The 18,291-nt window shown below is 56.5% G+C and carries 16 protein-coding genes; 5 read left to right on the forward strand and 11 right to left on the reverse strand.

Annotated features, from left to right (window positions below; translation table 11 throughout):
* Positions 1 to 3: 3 nt before the first annotated feature.
* The 3 genes from nirD to cobA are packed head-to-tail and all read left to right on the forward strand — an operon-like array spanning position 4 to position 3,724.
* The gene (nirD, locus tag ACFOWX_RS01560) at positions 4 to 354 is read left to right on the forward strand and encodes a nitrite reductase small subunit NirD (protein ID WP_381420692.1); all 351 of its coding nucleotides are present in this window, start codon (positions 4 to 6) and stop codon (positions 352 to 354) included.
* Positions 351 to 2,945, forward strand: coding sequence for a molybdopterin-dependent oxidoreductase (locus ACFOWX_RS01565; RefSeq protein WP_381420693.1), 2,595 nt, complete (start codon positions 351 to 353; stop codon positions 2,943 to 2,945). Before nirD ends, ACFOWX_RS01565 begins: the two co-directional genes overlap by 4 nt.
* Before the next feature lie 5 nt (positions 2,946 to 2,950).
* Complete coding sequence (cobA, locus tag ACFOWX_RS01570; RefSeq protein WP_381421057.1) at positions 2,951 to 3,724, forward strand: uroporphyrinogen-III C-methyltransferase; 774 nt, start codon at positions 2,951 to 2,953, stop codon at positions 3,722 to 3,724.
* Here the strand turns inward: cobA and ACFOWX_RS01575 are convergent.
* The 6 genes from ACFOWX_RS01575 to ACFOWX_RS01600 all read right to left on the reverse strand — a co-directional run bounded on the left by ACFOWX_RS01575 (position 3,701) and on the right by ACFOWX_RS01600 (position 7,849).
* Positions 3,701 to 4,324: a MarC family protein gene (locus ACFOWX_RS01575; protein WP_381420694.1), complete on the reverse strand. Its 624-nt coding sequence runs from the start codon at positions 4,322 to 4,324 to the stop codon at positions 3,701 to 3,703. The genes cobA and ACFOWX_RS01575 overlap by 24 nt on opposite strands.
* Positions 4,321 to 5,004 carry a hypothetical protein gene (locus ACFOWX_RS01580; protein WP_381420695.1) on the reverse strand — a complete coding sequence of 228 codons (684 nt, stop codon included), beginning with the start codon at positions 5,002 to 5,004 and terminating at the stop codon, positions 4,321 to 4,323. Before ACFOWX_RS01580 ends, ACFOWX_RS01575 begins: the two co-directional genes overlap by 4 nt.
* Positions 5,005 to 5,901 (reverse strand): bifunctional methylenetetrahydrofolate dehydrogenase/methenyltetrahydrofolate cyclohydrolase FolD, encoded by an 897-nt coding sequence (gene folD, locus ACFOWX_RS01585; RefSeq protein WP_381420696.1) that lies wholly within the window; start codon positions 5,899 to 5,901, stop codon positions 5,005 to 5,007. It abuts the gene before it with no gap.
* A complete protein-coding gene (locus ACFOWX_RS01590) occupies positions 5,898 to 6,200 on the reverse strand; it encodes a YggT family protein (protein ID WP_381420697.1) in 303 nt (100 codons plus the stop codon). Before ACFOWX_RS01590 ends, folD begins: the two co-directional genes overlap by 4 nt.
* Positions 6,201 to 6,296: 96 nt before the next feature.
* Positions 6,297 to 7,196, reverse strand: a complete 900-nt coding sequence (gene argB / locus ACFOWX_RS01595) for an acetylglutamate kinase (protein WP_381420698.1) — start codon at positions 7,194 to 7,196, stop codon at positions 6,297 to 6,299.
* Complete coding sequence (locus ACFOWX_RS01600) at positions 7,193 to 7,849, reverse strand: queuosine precursor transporter (RefSeq protein WP_381420699.1); 657 nt, start codon at positions 7,847 to 7,849, stop codon at positions 7,193 to 7,195. The genes argB and ACFOWX_RS01600 overlap by 4 nt, the downstream gene beginning before the upstream one ends.
* Before the next feature lie 92 nt (positions 7,850 to 7,941).
* On the opposite strand from ACFOWX_RS01600, the gene ACFOWX_RS01605 reads away from it, so the two are divergent.
* Positions 7,942 to 9,210 (forward strand): NupC/NupG family nucleoside CNT transporter, encoded by a 1,269-nt coding sequence (locus ACFOWX_RS01605; RefSeq protein ID WP_381420700.1) that lies wholly within the window; start codon positions 7,942 to 7,944, stop codon positions 9,208 to 9,210.
* 40 nt (positions 9,211 to 9,250) lie between these two features.
* Here the strand turns inward: ACFOWX_RS01605 and ACFOWX_RS01610 are convergent, their stop codons facing one another.
* Genes ACFOWX_RS01610 through ACFOWX_RS01625 form a run of 4 tightly spaced genes read right to left on the reverse strand, consistent with a single transcriptional unit; the run spans position 9,251 to position 14,319 of the window.
* Positions 9,251 to 10,336 (reverse strand): LLM class flavin-dependent oxidoreductase, encoded by a 1,086-nt coding sequence (locus ACFOWX_RS01610; RefSeq protein WP_381420701.1) that lies wholly within the window; start codon positions 10,334 to 10,336, stop codon positions 9,251 to 9,253.
* Complete coding sequence (locus ACFOWX_RS01615; protein WP_381420702.1) at positions 10,333 to 11,238, reverse strand: aldo/keto reductase; 906 nt, start codon at positions 11,236 to 11,238, stop codon at positions 10,333 to 10,335. The genes ACFOWX_RS01610 and ACFOWX_RS01615 overlap by 4 nt, the downstream gene beginning before the upstream one ends.
* 19 nt (positions 11,239 to 11,257) lie before the next feature.
* A complete protein-coding gene (locus tag ACFOWX_RS01620; protein WP_381420703.1) occupies positions 11,258 to 12,277 on the reverse strand; it encodes a LacI family DNA-binding transcriptional regulator in 1,020 nt (339 codons plus the stop codon).
* Complete coding sequence (locus ACFOWX_RS01625; protein ID WP_381420704.1) at positions 12,274 to 14,319, reverse strand: alpha-glucosidase; 2,046 nt, start codon at positions 14,317 to 14,319, stop codon at positions 12,274 to 12,276. The genes ACFOWX_RS01620 and ACFOWX_RS01625 overlap by 4 nt, the downstream gene beginning before the upstream one ends.
* A 159-nt stretch (positions 14,320 to 14,478) precedes the next feature.
* Between ACFOWX_RS01625 and ACFOWX_RS01630 the strand changes: the two genes are divergently transcribed.
* Positions 14,479 to 16,788, forward strand: a complete 2,310-nt coding sequence (locus ACFOWX_RS01630; protein WP_381420705.1) for a TonB-dependent receptor — start codon at positions 14,479 to 14,481, stop codon at positions 16,786 to 16,788.
* Positions 16,789 to 16,915: 127 nt separating this feature from the next.
* Here the strand turns inward: ACFOWX_RS01630 and ACFOWX_RS01635 are convergent, their stop codons facing one another.
* Entirely contained in the window at positions 16,916 to 18,184 is a 1,269-nt protein-coding gene (locus ACFOWX_RS01635) for an MFS transporter (RefSeq protein WP_381420706.1), read from the reverse strand.
* Positions 18,185 to 18,291 lie beyond the last annotated feature (107 nt).

Consider the following 18,291-nt stretch of genomic DNA (forward strand, 5'->3'; position numbering starts at 1 on the left):
ATTATGGAAGATAATTGGATCGAAATCGGCCGGATCACCGATATCCCTCGCCAAGGTGCGCGTACGGTGGGCCGCAAAAATGGACCTGATATCGGCGTGTTCCGCACCTTGGATGACCGGATATTTGCGCTGGAAAACCGCTGCCCACATAAACATGGCCCGCTGAGCCAGGGTATCGTCCACGGCAATGCTGTGGCCTGTCCGCTGCATAATTGGCGGATCAGTCTGGAAACCGGACAGGCGCTGGGCGAAGATAAGGGCTGCACGCCTGTCATTCCTGTTAAAATCGTCGGCGACATCATCCACATCAACCTGCCCAAAGCGGATGCCGCCGGGGCGAAAGCCGCCGCATGACAGTTGTACGCACAACCTGCCCCTATTGCGGGGTCGGCTGTGGTATTAAGGCGCAGGTCACCGGCCCGCGCGATGTCACCATAAAAGGCGACGATGCGCATCCGGCTAATGCCGGGCGTCTGTGTTCCAAAGGCACACATTTGGGCGAAACGGTCGGGCTGGAGGGCCGCTTGCTCTATCCCCAAATTGGGAATGAACAGGCAGAATGGGATGAAGCGCTAACGCTTATCGCTTCTCGTTTTTCAGATGCGGTGCGGGACCACGGACCGGATAGCGTCGCTTTCTATGTGTCGGGGCAGATCCTGACTGAAGATTATTATGTCGCCAACAAGCTGATGAAAGGTTTCATCGGCAGCGCCAATATCGACACCAATAGCCGCCTGTGTATGGCGAGCGCCGTGGCCGCCCATAACAGAGCCTTTGGCGAAGATGTTGTGCCGGTAAGTTACGGCGACTTGGAACAGGCAGAGCTCATCCTTCTGGTCGGCTCCAACACCGCATGGTGCCATCCGGTGATTTGGCAGCGGATTGAGGCAGCGCGTACGAAAACAGGCGCGAAGCTGGTCGTTATCGATCCGCGCCGCACGGAAACGGCGGAGTGCGCGGACCTGCATGTGCCGGTGGCAGCGGACGGCGATGTGGCTTTGTTCAACGCGTTGCTGATGGATATGCAGACACGGGGTTTAGTGGATGCCAATTATCTGGCGCAGCATGTCGACGTCCCAGAGGGATTTTGGAATAGTTTGAGCGGAAGCGCAGCGGCTGCCGGGATTTCAGAAGCTGACTTCGCCGCCCTTACAGACTTAGTCGCCGCCCATCCTAAAATGGTCACGCTATTCTCTATGGGTGTGAACCAATCAACGTCTGGCACAGACAAAGCAAACGCCATCATTAACCTGCATCTCGCCACCGGACGCATTGGCAAGGTGGGTGCTGGTCCTTTCAGCATGACGGGGCAGCCCAATGCGATGGGTGGGCGCGAAGTGGGCGGGCTTGCCTCCATGCTCGCGGTCCATATGGGCTTCAGCGATGAAGAATGCGCCGCTGCGCAGCATTATTGGCAAAGCCCCACGATCGCGCGCGCGCCGGGTTTGAAAGCGGTCGATATGTTCCGCGCGGTGCATGATGGCCGGATCAAGGCGCTATGGGTGATGGGCACCAACCCCGCAGTATCAATGCCCGATGCAGGCTTTGTACGTGAGGCGCTGGATAAATGCGAATTTCTGGTGGTGAGCGAAGTGATGGCCGAAGGTGATACCGCAGCTTATGCCGATGTCAAACTCCCTGCTCTGGCCTGGGGCGAAAAAGCCGGGATGGTCACCAACAGCGAACGCTTGATGAGCCGCCAGCGCAGCCTGTTTGACGCGCCGGGTGAAGCAAAGCCCGATTGGTGGGCGCTGGCTGAAGTTGGGAAGCGTATGGGCTATCGCGCCGCCTTTGACTTTGATGGTCCCGCAGCGGTCTTTCGCGAATATGCCGGGCAAACCGCCTTTCGCAATGATGGACGGCGCAAATTGGATCTGGGCGCATGGGCAGAGATCAGCGATGGCGAATATCACGAGTGGCAACCTGCGCAATGGGGCGGTGCCTCCCCTTTTGCAGATGCCACGTTCACGCATAACGGCGGCAAGGCCAAATTGGTGGCTGTGCGCCCGCCAGAGACGCGGCCAATGAATGCAGCGCAGCCGCTCACCCTCAACACGGGACGTTACCGCGACCAATGGCATACGATGACGCGCACCGGCCTAAGCCCGCGTTTGTCGCAGCACCGGCGGGAGGCTCTGATCGAGATACATCCCGCTGACGCCGCGATTTACGGTGTTACTGATGGCGGTCTTGCCCGCGTCCATTCGGCGGCAGGAGAAGCGGTTTTCCGTGTCTATATTACGGACGCTCAGCGGCGCGGCGAGATATTTGCACCGATGCATTGGACCGACCAATTTGCAGGCGGCGGACGCTGCAACCGCATAGTGGACAGCGCCATTGACCCGGTATCGCACCAACCTGGTTTTAAAAATAATGCTGCGGCCATTGCGCCTGTGGCACCTGAATGGCGCGCTTTCCTCGTCAGCCGCGAAGCGCCGATTTTACCCGCCTTGCTCTATTGGAGCAAATCGCGCGTTGCCGGCGGCTGGCTTACCGAAATGGCGGGCGCAGACAATATCGATCTGGACCGGATGTTGCCAGTAGGTGAGCGAATGGAAGCGGTCGATATGAAGCGCGGGATGCGCCGGATCGCTGTTCAAGACGCCGACGGGCGGTTGAGCGCAGCGCTATTTTTGACGCGCAGCGGCAGCCTGCCGCCGCGTGACTGGATCGCAGCGCAATTGGTGAGCGGCGATGACAGCGATGCGCCCTCATTGCTTGCGGCGCGTCCGCGAACCCCCGCGCCGGACAAAGGCCCGATTGTCTGCGTATGTTTCGACGTCGGCACGAAACAGATTTTGCAGGCCGTGACGCAGCAGCAGGCTTGCACGGTCGAGGCCGTCGGCCGGGCGCTCAATGCCGGGACAAATTGCGGCAGCTGCCGTCCGGCAATCGCCAAGCTGATTGCCTCATGCGAGGCTGAGATTCAGGAGGCAGCTGAATGAGTGACATGACGATAGCGCCGGGAACCGTCTGGCTCGTAGGTGCTGGCCCCGGCGATCCTGATTTATTGACGCGCAAAGCCGAAAAGCTGATCCGCGCTGCCAGCGTGGTTTTTTACGATGCCTTGGTAGGCGAAGGCGTGCTGGATTTAATCCCGCCGCATATTGCTCGGATTAGCGTGGGCAAGCGTTCGGGCCGCCATAGCAAGGATCAAGGAAGCATCAACAATCTGCTGGTCGAAGCGGCGCTGGGAGGCGAGCGAGTGGTGCGGTTAAAGGGCGGCGATCCATCTATTTTTGGCCGTATGGCAGAGGAAATAGACAGCTGCCGTGAACAGGGTATACCGGTTTACATCTGTCCCGGCATTACCGCTGCATCGGCGGCGGCGGCCAGTATCGGCAAATCGCTGACCTTACGCGGCATGGCCCGCAAGCTCAGCCTCGTGACCGCCCACGCGAAGGCGAATGAGGCTCTGTCCATCGACTGGTCGGCGCTGGCCGATCCCGAGGCGACGTTGGCGGTCTATATGGGTAAATCCTCGGCAGATATGGTTGCCCGCAAATTGATCGCCGCTGGGCTGGCCGCTGACACGCCGGTATGCCTCGTGGAAAATGCCAGCTTGCCCAGCGAACAGCAATTTTTTACGCGGCTGGACCTGTTGCCGTTGACCGCCAAAACTGCTTTGGGAAGCGGCCCGGCATTGCTGCTGATCGGGCAAGCCATGGCCCACCGGGACGCGCAGCCGGCGCAGGCAAAGCTAGCCCGTAAAACTCGCGCGTAAGCCGTCGATCACAAATTGAGCGGCCAGCGCAGCGAGCAGCACGCCCAATACCCGGGTTATCACCGCCTCAATTTTTGCGCCCAGCAATTTCATCAGCGGTCCTGCAGCCAGCAACGCGGTGAGCGTCAATAACAATACCAATCCCAACGCGCCAAAAATGACCAACGACCGGTCGAGCCCGTCGTTTTTGCTCATCAACAGCATGAGCGTGGCGATGGACCCCGGACCTGCAATCATCGGCATCGCCATTGGAAAGACGGATACATCCTCAACCTCTGGCGTTTCGATAATCTCTTGCGCCCGCGCTTCACGCCGTTCGGTGCGTTTTTCAAATACCATTTCCAGCGCGATGAGGAACAGCATGATCCCGCCAGCGATACGGAAGCTGTCCAAACTAATCCCCAGCGCTTTCAGCAATTGTTCGCCGAACAAACCAAAAATCAGCAGGATAACCGTCGCCACGAAAACCGCGCGCAATGCCATGGACCGGCGCTGCGCCTTGTCCGCATCGCTGGTCAAGCTGGCATAAATCGGGGCGCAGCCAGGCGGGTCAATCACCACAAAAAAAGTGATAAAAGCAGAGAGAAATAGCTCCATCATTTTGCCGCGACTTCATCCTGCAAAACGGTGTTATTTTTCTCCCCGTCCCAAGTCGCGATAGTCAGGCTGCGTGATTTATCGGGCCGATATTGCCAGGTCCAGCTGAGCGACTGGTCACGCGACAGGCCTTGCTTCATCTGCACGCCTTCGGGCGGAGCGACCAGATTGGCGGGCGCTTTCCCCTTGCAGCTCGCGGTTTCGGTCTGGATAAAATCAGGCACCTTGCGCGGTTTTTTCAGCCGGTCATCATGTGTCAGAACCCAGCGCCATTCGCCGCTGCCATCGCGCTTTTCGTATCTTTGCCATACGGTGGTGAAATAGCCATAATGGTCATCCGAAGCCGTCCATGCCCCCGTTGTAACGCCGGTTTTACCGTCGCAGGACATAATCACGCGGTGCACGTCCCAGTCAATCGGGGGCAGGTTTTTGTTCGATTTCAACCAGACTGGCGCGACAACCAAATCGGGCACAAATAGCACTGCATCAGGCGCGGCATAATATCGCAGGCCTTCGCTTCGGCCTTTTTCATTGCCCAATTGTTCCATGGCAATTTCGAGGGCCAATAAGGCGCTTGGATTGGCATCGAGCTTTAACGGTCTTTTGGGTCCGCGTTGCTGCGGTCCGGCGCAGGCCGATAACATCATCGAAGACAGCAGTGCTACTACGAGCAGTTTTTTCATTCAAACCCCCTTGGGATCGGGCAGGCCCGCACGGCGGTGCGCCGCAACGAGTGTGTTGCGCAAAAGGCAGGCGATTGTCATCGGCCCGACGCCGCCGGGCACTGGCGTGATTGCACGGACATGGGGTTCAGCGCTGCCATAATCGACATCGCCGACCAACCGGCCCTTTGTTTCTTCCCCTGCAGGAGCCAGCCGGTTAATGCCGACGTCAATCACGACTGCGCCGGGTTTCAACCAATCACCCTTCACCATTTCTGCTCGGCCAACTGCCGCCACCACAATATCGGCGCGGCGCACAATATCGGGCAAATCGCGGGTCCGGCTATGCGCCAACGTCACCGTGCAATTGGCGCCAAGCAGCAGCTGCGCCATCGGTTTACCGACCAAGATTGACCGGCCAATCACCACGGCCTCCAGGCCCGACAAATCGCCAAGCTGGTCCTGAAGCAACATCAAGCTGCCGAGCGGGGTGCAGGGGACGAGCCCGTCGATGCCCAATGCCAGCCTGCCTGTGCTCACTGGCGTCAATCCGTCCACATCCTTATTGGGATCAATGGTGCCGACGGCGGCTTGTTCGTCCAAATGCGATGGCAAAGGCAATTGCAGCAATATGCCATCAACCTTTTCATCGGCATTTAATTGTTTCAGCAACGCTTCGACGTCCTCTTGGGCGGCATCAGCGGGCAAGCGATATTCGAAGCTTTCCATACCCGCCGCAATCGTTGCTTTGCCTTTTGACCCCACATAGACGGCGCTCGCCGGATCATCGCCGACAAGGACAACCGCAAGGCCGGGCGCACGTCCGGTCGCCGCTTGATAATCGGGGACCGCCGCCGCGATCCGGTCGCGCAAGGCCGCAGCAAAGGCTTTGCCGTCAATAACCGCAGCTGCTGTCATATGCCCGCCTGCGCCATATCCATTGCTAAACCGCTCAGCAGCATCTGTAGCACGCGCAAGGCGACGATCAGCACTATCGGCGAAAAGTCAATCATACCGGTATCGGGCAATATCTTGCGGATAGGATTCAACAGCGGGTCCAATATCATATTCAGACTTTGATATATGGCCGCAACATAGGGGTTTGTCATGCTTACAATGTTGAAGGTAATGGCCAGGCTGAGGACGAATTGAACGATCACTACCGTAACCACAATCATTGAAAGATAGCTGATAATATTGATGAGCGCGAAAAGCATTATATTCTCCAAATGAGCGTTGCCGTTGGATTAGCTTAGCTGCTAAGCTGTATCAACCCAATATAACAGTAAATGACCTGCTGCGTAAATGCCGCCTCATTTGTGGATCAGCGTGCCCGCGCCGCTATTCGTGAACATTTCGATCAGCATGGCATGCGGCACGCGCCCGTCCAAAATAACGGCGGCGTCGACCTTCGCCTGGACTGCCGCAACACAGGTCTCCAGCTTGGGGATCATCCCGCCGCTGATCGTGCCGTCATCTTGCAGCGCGGCGATCTTTGCCGGGTCCAAATCGGTGAGCAGCTGACCCGACTTGTCGAGTACCCCGGCCACATCGGTGAGCAGCAACAGCCGCGCCGCGCCAAGCGCCGCCGCAACCGCGCCTGCCATGGTATCGGCGTTGATATTATAGGTATGGCCATCCTCGCCCACGCCAATCGGTGCGATAACGGGGATCATTCCCGATGCGCTGATGGTGTCGATGATGGTGCGGTCAACGGTTTCGGGTTCGCCAACAAAGCCCAGATCGATGATCCGTTCGATATTGCTGTCGGGGTCTTTCTTTGTGCGGCGCAGTTTGGCTGCTTTGACAAAGCCGCCATCCTTACCCGAAATGCCCACGGCCCGTCCGCCCGCGGCATTGATCCATCCGACCAGTTCCTTGTTAATCGCGCCGGACAGGACCATTTCGGCTATCTCAGCGGTCTCTTTGGTGGTGACGCGCAGGCCGTCGATAAAATCGCTCTCCACGCCCACACGTTTCAACATCGCGCCAATTTGCGGGCCGCCGCCATGGACGACAACGGGATTGATGCCCACTGCTTTTAACAGCACAATATCAGCGGCAAAATCCCGCGCCAGTGCGGCATCCCCCATGGCATGACCGCCATATTTAACAACAAAGGTTTTGCCCGCGTAACGCTGCAAATAAGGCAAGGCTTCGGTTAGCGTTTCGGCTTTGGCGAGCATAGCGGGATCGATGGCATGGCCGGTCATGCGGTATCTCCATCCAGCCAGCGGCCGAGCTTTACGAAAATCACAATCATCAATGGCACGATAATGACTGCCAAGACGACCTTGGCCAGCATCTGCCCCAACAGCAGATCAGTGATCGGGAAAACGCCGTAAAAAGACACGGTGATGAAAATGAGCGTATCAACAATTTGCGAGAGTACCCCGGCAATCACGCCGCGAACTGCCACGAATTTGCCGGTCGCGGCGGTCAGTTTTGAAAAGATATAGACATTCAAAAACTGACCCACGCCGTAAGCTAATATGCCCGCGGCCCAGATACGCGGCGTAGCCCACATCATAATATTAAATGCATCCAACCGAGCCGCTTGTTCTGCGGGCATATTGGCAGGCGCTGGTAAGATCAGCACAAATAACGTCAAAAATATCGAAAAAATCAGCGGCGCAAAACCAAAAGCCACGAGCCGGTTCGCGACCGCCCGGCCATGCAATTCGGCCACCGCGCTTGATAGCATGACCAGCAGGATGAAGGCAAAAATCCCAGCCTCCACCTCCAGCCCGAAAAAGGCGACCTGTTTATTGGCGAGTATGCCAGCAAGGCATACCATGCCGCCATAAAAGACGGAAAAGGCGAATAGTGAGCGCGGAATGCGGGACGCAGGGCTGTTATCGGTCATGCCCATTCTGTTAGCGTCTATTTTTATTGGCGCAAGAGCCGCGATGACGCTACCAATGGCAAAAGCCGCAATTGCCCAGGGGAATCTAAACCATGTCTATCCTAATGAGCCTTTTGGGCATGGCGTTGATCGTCCTGATTGCCTTGGCGCTATCTTCGAACCGCCGCGCCATTCGGCCGCGCGTGGTGCTGGCCGCTTTTGGCTTACAAGCCGGTTTGGCCGCGCTTGTCCTGTATGTGCCCTGGGGCAAAGCGATATTGAACGGGGCGTCGCAGGGCGTCTCTAGCCTGCTGGGCTATAGCAAGGCGGGGACTGATTTCATCTTTGGCCCGCTGGCCAGTCCAGAGGTTGGCGGTAACAGTTTTGCCATCGCGGCCTTGCCGGTCATCATATTCTTCGCAGCGCTTATTTCGATCCTCTATTATCTCGGCATTATGCAATATGTGATCCGCTGGGTTGGCGGCGGATTGCAGAAAATCACCGGCATTTCAAAGGTGGAAAGCCTATGCGCGGCGGCGAATATTTTTGTCGGCCAATCGGAATCGCCTTTGGTGATCCGGCCTTATTTGGCGGCATTGAAGCCCTCGCAGCTATTTTGTGTGATGAGCGTTGGTATGGCGGGCGTCGCGGGTACAATATTGGCGGCTTATGCCAGCATGGGTATACGCATCGACTATCTGCTTGCTGCTGCTTTCATGTCGGCGCCGGGCGGGATATTGATGGCTAAGCTGATCATGCCCGACGATCCGCCACCCCCCGCCGGGGAGAGCGACCCCGCGCTCACCAACCCACATCCTGATAGCGGCGCAGGCGAGCCGGAATTGGCCTTTGAAGATGGCGAACGGCCAGCCAATGTCATTATGGCGGCGGCGCAAGGGGCGCAAACAGGTGTGAAGCTCGCGGTCATGGTCGGGGCGATGCTGCTGGCTTTTGTTGCATTGGTGGCCATGGCCAATGGCATATTGGGCGGCATTGGCGGTTGGCTTGGCGTGCCCGAGCTTAGCTTCCAACAAATTGTCGGCTATATTTTTGCGCCAGTTATGTTCTTGCTCGGTGTGCCATGGGATCAGGCATTGGAAGCAGGCGGTTTGTTCGGCACCAAAGTGGTACTCAACGAATTTGTCGCCTTCATCGGCTTGGGCGCATCGACGACATTATCGCCAGCGAGCGTTGCGATTGTCACCTTCGCACTATGCGGCTTTGCCAATTTTGCATCGATTGCCATCCAGTTAGCGGTAACGGGCAGCCTAGCCCCAAACCAAAAGCCAATGATTGCCAAATTGGGGTTGAAAGCATTGGCCGCCGGGTCACTCTCCAACCTCATGAGCGCGGCGCTAGCCGGACTGTTTTTGAGCATCTAGGTCCTGACTCTCTGTCCTGAGTCTGGGCCCAGCGCCACTTTTACAGCTGCAATGGCCCATGGTTGATATGCGGCAGGACATGACGTGCAAACAGGTCGCATTCTGCGGCATGCGGATATCCAGATAGGATGAATGCATCCATTCCCGCATCTTGATAGGCGCGGATTTTCGCCAGTACCTGATCGGGATCACCCACAATCGCTGCGCCGCATCCGGATCGTGCGCGGCCAATGCCCGTCCATAGATTATCCTCGACAAAACCGTCATCCTGCGCCGATGCGCGCAACTCATTTTGTCGGCCCACACCGGCTGTATTGGTATCAAGCGATTTGTTGCGGATCGCCTCGCCAGCGCCTTCGTCCAATTTCGACAATAGCCGCTGTGCGTAGGCGCGGGCCTCTGCCTCGGTTTCGCGGACGATCACATGGGCGCGATATCCGAACTTCAACTTGCGCCCCTTGGCCTCGGCGCGCGCGGTCAAATCGGATACCACCTCGCGCACCTTGTCCATTGTATCGGGCCACATCAGATAGACATCAGCGGCTTCCGCTGCCGCATCCCGCGCCGCCGGGCTCAATCCCCCGAAATATAGCGGCGGACATTTGCCCGACACGGTTTTCATGCGCGGCGGATCAAGCTGCAATTGATAAAACTCACCCTGATGGTCCAGCGGATCACCGTTCAGCATGGTCTTCAGTATCTTCATCACTTCGACCGTACGGGCATAGCGCGGTTCGCTGTCCATTTGCTGCCCAGGCAAATCAGAGGATATGATATTCACCGTCATTCGTCCGCCCAAAATCTGGTCCAGCGTGGCGATGCGCCGGGCAAGCTGTGGCGGCCAATCTTCGCCAATCCGCACAGCCATCAACAAACGCATCCGTTCCAAAAATGGCGCAATAGCGGCGGCGAAAACGGTGGTGTCTAATCCCAGCTGATACCCAGAGGGCAGGAGTATATTGTCAAATCCACCTTTTTCCGCAGTCAACACGATATTGCGGCAATGTTCCCAGCTGGATTGCAGCATCGGATCGGGCCGCCCCAAAAATTCGTAATCATCATCGCACAAAGCAGAAAACCAGCTCACCTCGCATGGTTTTCCAGCGGCGTTGGGGGCGTCGGTCATGGTAAATCCTCTCCTCTTGCCGCGACCAGAACGGCGTACCAATCCTGACGGCTCCATTTTATATTATAGACTTCGGCGGCTTCGGCGATGCGGGCCGGATTTTGCGTGCCGACGATCGGGATTGCGCCCGCCGGATGCGCCATGATCCAGCTATAAGCCGCCGATGCCCTTGCCACGCCCTGTTCCTGCGCCACTTTGTCTAGCGCTGCAGCAACGGCCTTGTCTCGCGCGCTTTCGGGCTTGGCAATGCGCCCTCCGCCCAGCGGCGACCATGCAAAGACGGTGCGGCGATGCTGTATCGCATGGTCCAGCTGTCCATCGTTAATTGTATCAATACATAGCGGCGAAAATTCTGGCTGAGTGCTGACAATCGGCACGGATAAATAACTTTGCAATGCGTCTATTTGCGCAGGAGTGAAATTGGATACGCCAATCGCACGCACCTTACCTGCGGCAATCGCTTTTTCCAGCGTCGCGGCTATTTCCTGCGGATGCGTCAAAATATCGGGACGGTGGATTTGCCACAGGTCCAGATGGTCCGTGTTCAAGCGCCGCAGCGACGCATCAATCGCGCCGGTCAGATATGCAGCGCTGCTGTCATACGGGGTTGGCGGGGTAATTCCGCCCTTGGATGCCAAAACAATTTTGCCGCGCAAGCCAGGTTCGGCGGCAAAAACCTGCCCCAATAAGCTTTCGGCATCACCAAAACCGTCAGGGCCGCTATATCCGTAAATATCCGCCGTATCGAGCAAGGTGATACCGCTATCAATTGCGGCATGCACAAGATCCGCATGACCATCGGTCACATCGGTAAAGCGCCACATTCCCCATGCGAGAGAGGAAATTTCGATGTCGGTCCCGCCCAATTTGCGGGAACGGGGAGGCTGGGGAAGAATGCTCATATTATTTCCAATATACAGGTTAATCAGTTTCCGATGCCGCGCCAATTTTGGCTACGGAATCGCGTTCAATCAATTTATGTTCCAACCGTTTATGAACCAGCGTTTGACCGCTCAGCAGCAGATCGGTCGCGGTTTTGGCAAGTTCAAATGTCGGTTGGCGGATGGTGGTGAGGGGCGGCCAAACCATCCGCGCCAATGTTGTATCGTCAAAACCAGCAACCGAAATTTCTTCCGGAATGTCGAGCCCCGCTTTATGTACGGCGGCCTGCACTCCGGCGGCCATATCGTCGTTGCTCGCAAAAATCGCTGTTGGCCGTTCAGGCAGCGCAAGAAATTTTTCGGCAGCGGCAAATCCGCTGTCAAAATCAAATTCCCCATCAGCATACCAGCGCGGGTCGAAAGGCAGGCCGGCCCGGTCCAAAGCGCGGCGGTATCCATATAAGCGCTCATCCGACGCCATATGATTGGGGTGCCCCTTAATGAAGGCGATGCGCCGGTGCCCGCAATTGATCAAATGGGTGGTCATGTCATCGGCGGCCTGTGCATCGTCCATATAAACTGACGAGGTCATTGCGTGATTGGTACCGGGCGAAATACGGACAAAGGGAATGCCCATACTTTCCAACGTCCGCAGGACCGGATCGCAATCGGTCACTGGAGAGGATAGCACGATACCGTCGACATGGGTTTCATTGATCAACCCGCGCACTTGCTCTCCAATATCGGGGTCCGCCACATCGACGGGCTGCCCCAATAAACGCACGCCATCTTGGTGGCAGCGCTCCCAACAACCTGATTGAATCAGGTTGATATAATAGGGAGAGTGATTGTCATAAATCAGGGCAATCTGAGCCGATTTGGTGCCTGCCAAAATCCGGGCCGCGACGCTGGGCCGGAAATCCAGCTCTTTCATGGCAGCGTTGACCTTTGCCCGCATGGCGTCGCTGACATAGGGGTGGTTGTTTAACACCCGGCTGACGGTCTTTACGGAAACGCCTGCGCGTTTGGACACATCGCTGATATTGCTCCTTTGGCTCATGGGGTTACGTTGCCCCTAATGCCCGGCGCAACGATATCGGGGCCAATGAAATCCGGCAATGTCCGGAATAATGGTGCGAAGGCGCTGTCTGCACGGAAGAATACCGGCGGCGCGCCAATGGGTGCGGCGATGTTGTTCATTCCGGGCGGCACCGGCATTCCTGTCCACATGTTAATCCAGTCATTGTCCTGCGGTATCATAACATGCCGGCTTATTGAACCTTCCTCTATCACTGGCGCGATAATCATGTCAGCGCCCAGCATATATTGGTCCTGACAATCGGCAAATTCAGGCTCAACGGGATAATGCAAGAACATGGGCCGTTGCAGGGGCAGGCCATTTTGCTGCGCCTCATCTGCGAGGCTGCGGAAATAAGGGGCGAGTGCGGCATGCAGCTGGCTCATGGCGGCGAAGTGGCGCAATATTTCGGGGCTGCTATCAACCTGTAAATTGTCATCAGGACGATTGCCTTCATGCGTCCGCATGACCGGCGAAAAAGCCGCCATTTCGGCCCAGCGCATGAACAGCTCCGATGTCCTGACCACGCCATGCAGCGACGTATATCCGCCGGTATCACTATGGCTGACGGCATTGCCCACAAGGCCGGCTGACAAAGCGGCGGTGATCACTGTGCCGATGCCGTCATGGCGCGAAAAATCGACGCATTGGTCGCCCGCCCATAATAACGGGCAATGCGCTTGGACGCCCGAAAAACCAGCGCGCATGAAGAACATGGCTTCATCGGTTTGGCCACGCCCCGCAATCGCGTCGGCATTTACCTTCGCCCACAGGACGGGCCATAAATTATGCGCATCCATACCATCTGTGCCGTCAGATAATCGCACATCGGTGGGCAGATATTCACCAAAATCCGCCATCCAGCCCGATAGGCCAAAATCCAGCATTTCCTGCCCAATGATCCGGTCGGCAAACCACCGTGCTGCGCCGGCGTTGGTGAAGTCAACAATGCCGCAGTCAAATTCGCCAAAATCCACCACATAGGGTTCATCACTATCGAGGCGTAATGCGAGATACCCTAGCTGCGCCGCTTCCTGATATTGACTGCCATCAACCGCCAAATAAGGGTTAACATAGCCCAAAAAGCGGATGCCTTTTTCTTTCAACGCAGTTATCTGTGCGGGCAAATTGGGGTAGCGATCGGCCGACCAGCGCCAGTCCCAGAATAATCGGCGGCCAAAGGTGGTCTGCCGGATGCCAACCCAATCTTCGCACCATAGGCCCGTGACCGCCGTGCCCGCCGCGAGGATGTTATTCAGCCTGTCAAAGCTGCGCTCCCCATCTTTTAACCCAATGATTGCGCCGTCAAAAACCCAATCGGGCAAGCGCGCAGGCTTGCCAAAATGATCCGATAATGTGCCAACAAGCTGGGGTAAATTATCGGCGAAAAAGAAATGGAAGCAGGCCTTGTTTTGCCATATTTCAAAGCCATGCTGCTGCGGGTCGGAAAAATCCATAACGCTATAGCATGTGCCATCAAAATGGCAGGCATAATGGTGGGAGGAGACAAAAGTGGGCTGCGGATAGTTGGTGGTCCAATAATCGCCGCCTGCCATGCCCTCTGCGTCCATAATTTGCGTCAATTTGCGGCTCTTGTCGCGGCCAACGCCTGGCTCGCTGGTCCATATGGGAAAACGGCGGCCATTGAGCTTCAAATAACTCATCTGCTCACCGCCGCCCCAAATATGCTCATCTACCTGCGCCGCAAGCTTTAGGAATATCCGGTCGCAGGGCGCGGATGCCGACAGCTTCAAGGTGAAGCCCTGCGGTGTATGCTCCAATTGGACGAGCAATTGAACTAAGCCATCATCGCCGCGAAACTCGATTCGGGTGGGCGTTATAATTGACGCGGCGGCAAGACTGATGGGCGTGCAACTGTCCTCAATCCGGTAATTTCCGCGGTACATTTCTATTGCCGGATCCCCCCGGCCAAGCGCAAACGCAGGCTGATCGGTGCGGTGGCGGATCAGTGCCAAGCCATTCACAATCAGATCAAATCCGTCTTTGCTGGCGGTAAATTGCACCTAAATCCCCAAGCTTATTGTCGATAATCCCATACAAAGAATGCTATATGACAGCGCTTGACAATGCAATTATTTTATTTAACTGTTGGGGAGATAATAGGCCGGAAAACGCGCGGAAAATGCCGCCACATGGTTTGTCTATTTTGGGAGGAAATCTTTATGAAACAATCTATTAAAGCAGTCATTTCAACGCGCCCTTTGCTCGCGGGAAGCAGCCTTGCCATGCTGGCTTTGGCGATGGCGACCCCGGCCCATGCGCAGGTTGAGGAAATTGTTGTTACCGCGCAAAAGGTTGAAGAAAATGTGCAGGATATTCCCATCGCGATAACCGCGATCACGGGTGATAAGCTTGCTGAAACCGGCACCGTCAGCCTTGAAAATATCGGCAAGCTGGTGCCATCAGTTACATTCCGTAAGGGTACGACCAGCGCAAACAGTGCCATTATCATGCGCGGCGTTGGCACCATCACTTTCTCCGTAGCAGCCGAGCCCAGCGTATCGACGGTGGTTGACGGTATCGTGCTGAGCCGTTCCGGGCAGGCTTTCTCCGATCTGCTCGATCTGGAACGCATTGAGGTGCTGCGCGGACCACAAGGCACATTGTTCGGCAAAAACGCGTCTGCAGGCCTAGTCAACATGGTGTCAAAGGGCGGCACAGACAGTTTGGAAGCAGACTTGCGCGCCGAATATTATGAAGGCGATGAATATCGTGCCAAGGCGTCGATTTCCGGACCAATCGCCCAGGACCTATCAGCGCGTTTGACCGGTTTTTATGGCAGCTATGATGGTAATATCAATAACACCTTCTTCGATACGCAGGTCAATGGCTATGAACATTATGGCGCACGCGGCATCGTGGATTATGACGGTGATGGCGCGCGGCTGCGGATCATCGCCGACTTTTTCAAAGCCAATGATGATTGCTGCGCCGACGTAACGGGTGTCAGCCGGGGTGCGGTGCTCGACGCTGAACTGGGCTTTCCAGTCGCATTGGGCATTGAACAGCGGACTGTGAACCACAATTTGATCACCGAAACCCGCGACCGGCAATGGAGCCTGACCAGCAATTTGGACGTGGATATTTTGAACGACCACGTGCTGAGCGTCATTTTGGGTTATCGCAATTGGCAAAATACCGAAATTCGGGAAGGCGATTTCCTGCCTCGGGCGATTGTCGGGACGGCACAGCTGCATGACGAAGGCTTTGTTACAACCGACCAAATGTCGGCAGAAATCCGCTTGGCATCGGATCAGGCAAAACCGTTTTTCTATCAGGTGGGCGCCTTTATCTGGCATTCCGATAACAAGCAGGATTTCACCCGCCGCGACATCGTTTGCGCCTCGTCTACGCTACCCCTTGCGGCATCGGGCGCACGGCCATGCAATTTAGCGGACAATGTGAACACGACCCGCCCAACCGCTACTTCGGCCAGCGATGTGAACAGCTCCAACCTCGCCTTTTTTGGTCAGGCGACTTATCGCTTCACCGATCAGCTTAGTGTAACAGGCGGCCTGCGCTGGACTCGTGATGTGCTCAGCTACACCCACACGCGGGCACCAGGCGTGAATGCTGTTACAGGCTTGCCGCTGTCTGGTCCCGGTGTTTCGGGCAACCCGGCGGGCGGCACTATCGCCAATGGCGGCAACGGCACCAACACTTCGTTTGGCAACAGCAGCAACAATAATATTTCCGGCAAAGTATCGGCGCAATTTGAACCCAATGATGACCTGCTATTCTATGGCAGCTTCACCCGGGGTTATAAGGGGCCGGCATTCAACGTATTCTTTAACCATACGGCGCCCAACAATGCCGTTCCGATTGATGAGGAGCTGTCCGACGCATTTGAGGTCGGCATGAAATCTCAATTTTGGGACCGTAAAATTCAAGTGAACACCGCGTTGTTCCAAGCGACATATGATGGTTTTCAGGCGAATAACTTTATCTTGTTGAACAATCAGCTCATCACCAATTTGACAAATGCTGGAACCGTGCGGACCAAAGGTTTTGAAGTCGACGCACTTTTTGCGCCGATCGAAGGGCTGAGCCTGAACGGCAGCGTCGCTTATGCTGATGCACGCGTGCTGCGTTTCAATCCTAATCCGCGCAATAACGATCCCGATGCCCGAAATGGAACGCGGCTACCGCTGGCGCCGAAATGGAGTTGGAATGTCGGCGGAGAATATGAGGCTGATCTCGGCGCATTGAAGCTATATCTGGCATCTGCGTTCAACCATGTGGGTTCGCAATTTTCCGACCTAGGTGAAGGCGGCCCGCTGCCCAGCTATGGCATTTGGAATGCCAGCGTGGGCGTCGGCGATGCTGACGACAAATATCGGCTGACCTTCCACGCACGGAACATTGGAGACACCAGCTATGCCTTGCTGAATGTCAGCAATGGGCAGCGGTATCAAATTCCCCGCGATGCCGACCGTTATTTCGGTGTCACGTTGAGCGCAAAAATTCGCTAATCCCCAAAGGGTCGCAAGCGGCAATGGGCGTGGGTGCTATACGGCACCTACGCCCCTTTTTTTGGGCCGCGCCCAATAGGCGGGGCAGGATGGCGCGTATGTTTGCCTCGCTCTGTCAAGGCGCGCCTTAATCCTCACCATCGGTGTTGACGACAACCAGCTGCGGCTGCATCGTATGTATCCATGCCAGCGCGAGCAGATAGGCGCTGGCGGACATCAGGAACATGGGCGTATAGCCAAGCCCGCTGTCGAGCGCCCATCCGGTAAATTCCAGCATGGCCGCGCCAGACAAATTACCTGCCAGCGCACCCATGGCGATCACACTGCCCACTTGGCGGGCGGGTACAATGTCGGCGGTCATGCCGAATATGTTGGTGGAAAAACCCTGATGCGCGAATAATGCCAAACCGATGACCAGCGCCGCCACCCATTGATCGGGCGCATAGAGCGCGAGCGGCAGCGGCAAAATCAGCAGGGCATAGGCAAACATCGAGGTTTTGCGGGCTTTGTTTGCGGTAAAGCCCCGGCCCAGCAGCGCCGGGAATAAAAATCCGCTGGATAATGCGCCGACCGCCGCCATCACATATACGATGGCGGTGGGGTAGCCAATATCGGCTTGGCCCAGATTATATTGCCGCGCGAAGAAATCCGGAGCCCAAAATAGCACAAACCACCAAACCAGATCGGTCAGCGTTTTTGCGCCAATGACCGCCAAGGTCCGCCGGTCCTTAATCAATTCCCCCCATGGCGGCGACCCTTCGGCCTTTTGTGCGCTTGCCGCCGCTTCAATGGATTTGACCGGCTCCAATTTGGCGGTCCCCCACCACCAGAAAGCGAGCCAAACAAAACCCAATGCACCGGTAATCAGAAAGGCCGCGTGCCAGCCGAGTGCCAGCGCGATCGCGGGCACGGCAAGCGGCGCCAATATTGCGCCAATATTGGATGCGCTGTTGATGACGCCCAGGCCAACCGAGCGTTCCTTCACCGGCAGATAGGTTGCCGCTGCCTTAATCGCAGCAGGCGTGTTGACCGCCTCGGCTACTGCTAAAGAGACGCGGGCCATGACAAATTGCTGCACCGTTGTTGCGGCGGCGTGGGCCATGCCGGCAAGGCTCCAAACCGCAACGGCGAGGCCATAGCCAAAGCGCACGCCCACCTTGTCGATGAACCAGCCAACACCCAGTAAGGCAAAGGCGGCGGCCAATTGAAACGAGCTGCCAAAATGAGCAAATTCTCGGTCGGTCCATTGGAAATCCGCCTGCAACATCGGTTTGAGCAGGGCCAGTACCTGCCGATCGAGATAATTGAGAGCGGTGCCAAAAAAGATCAGCGCGATCAACCCGTATCTGATCCATTTTTGCGAACGCGCTGCGCCGCTGCTTTCTGCCTGTGCCATGCTCCAACTCCCTCTCTCTCGCCTCTATCTGCCTTGCGCGATACGAATTGGCAATTGATTAGAATTTTGCCCTTGCCAATGGCGAAGCCGATCGCGTAATCATAATT

The sequence above is a fragment of the Sphingorhabdus arenilitoris genome (genome assembly GCF_042651485.1).
Taxonomy (GTDB): Bacteria; Pseudomonadota; Alphaproteobacteria; order Sphingomonadales; family Sphingomonadaceae; genus Sphingorhabdus_B; species Sphingorhabdus_B arenilitoris.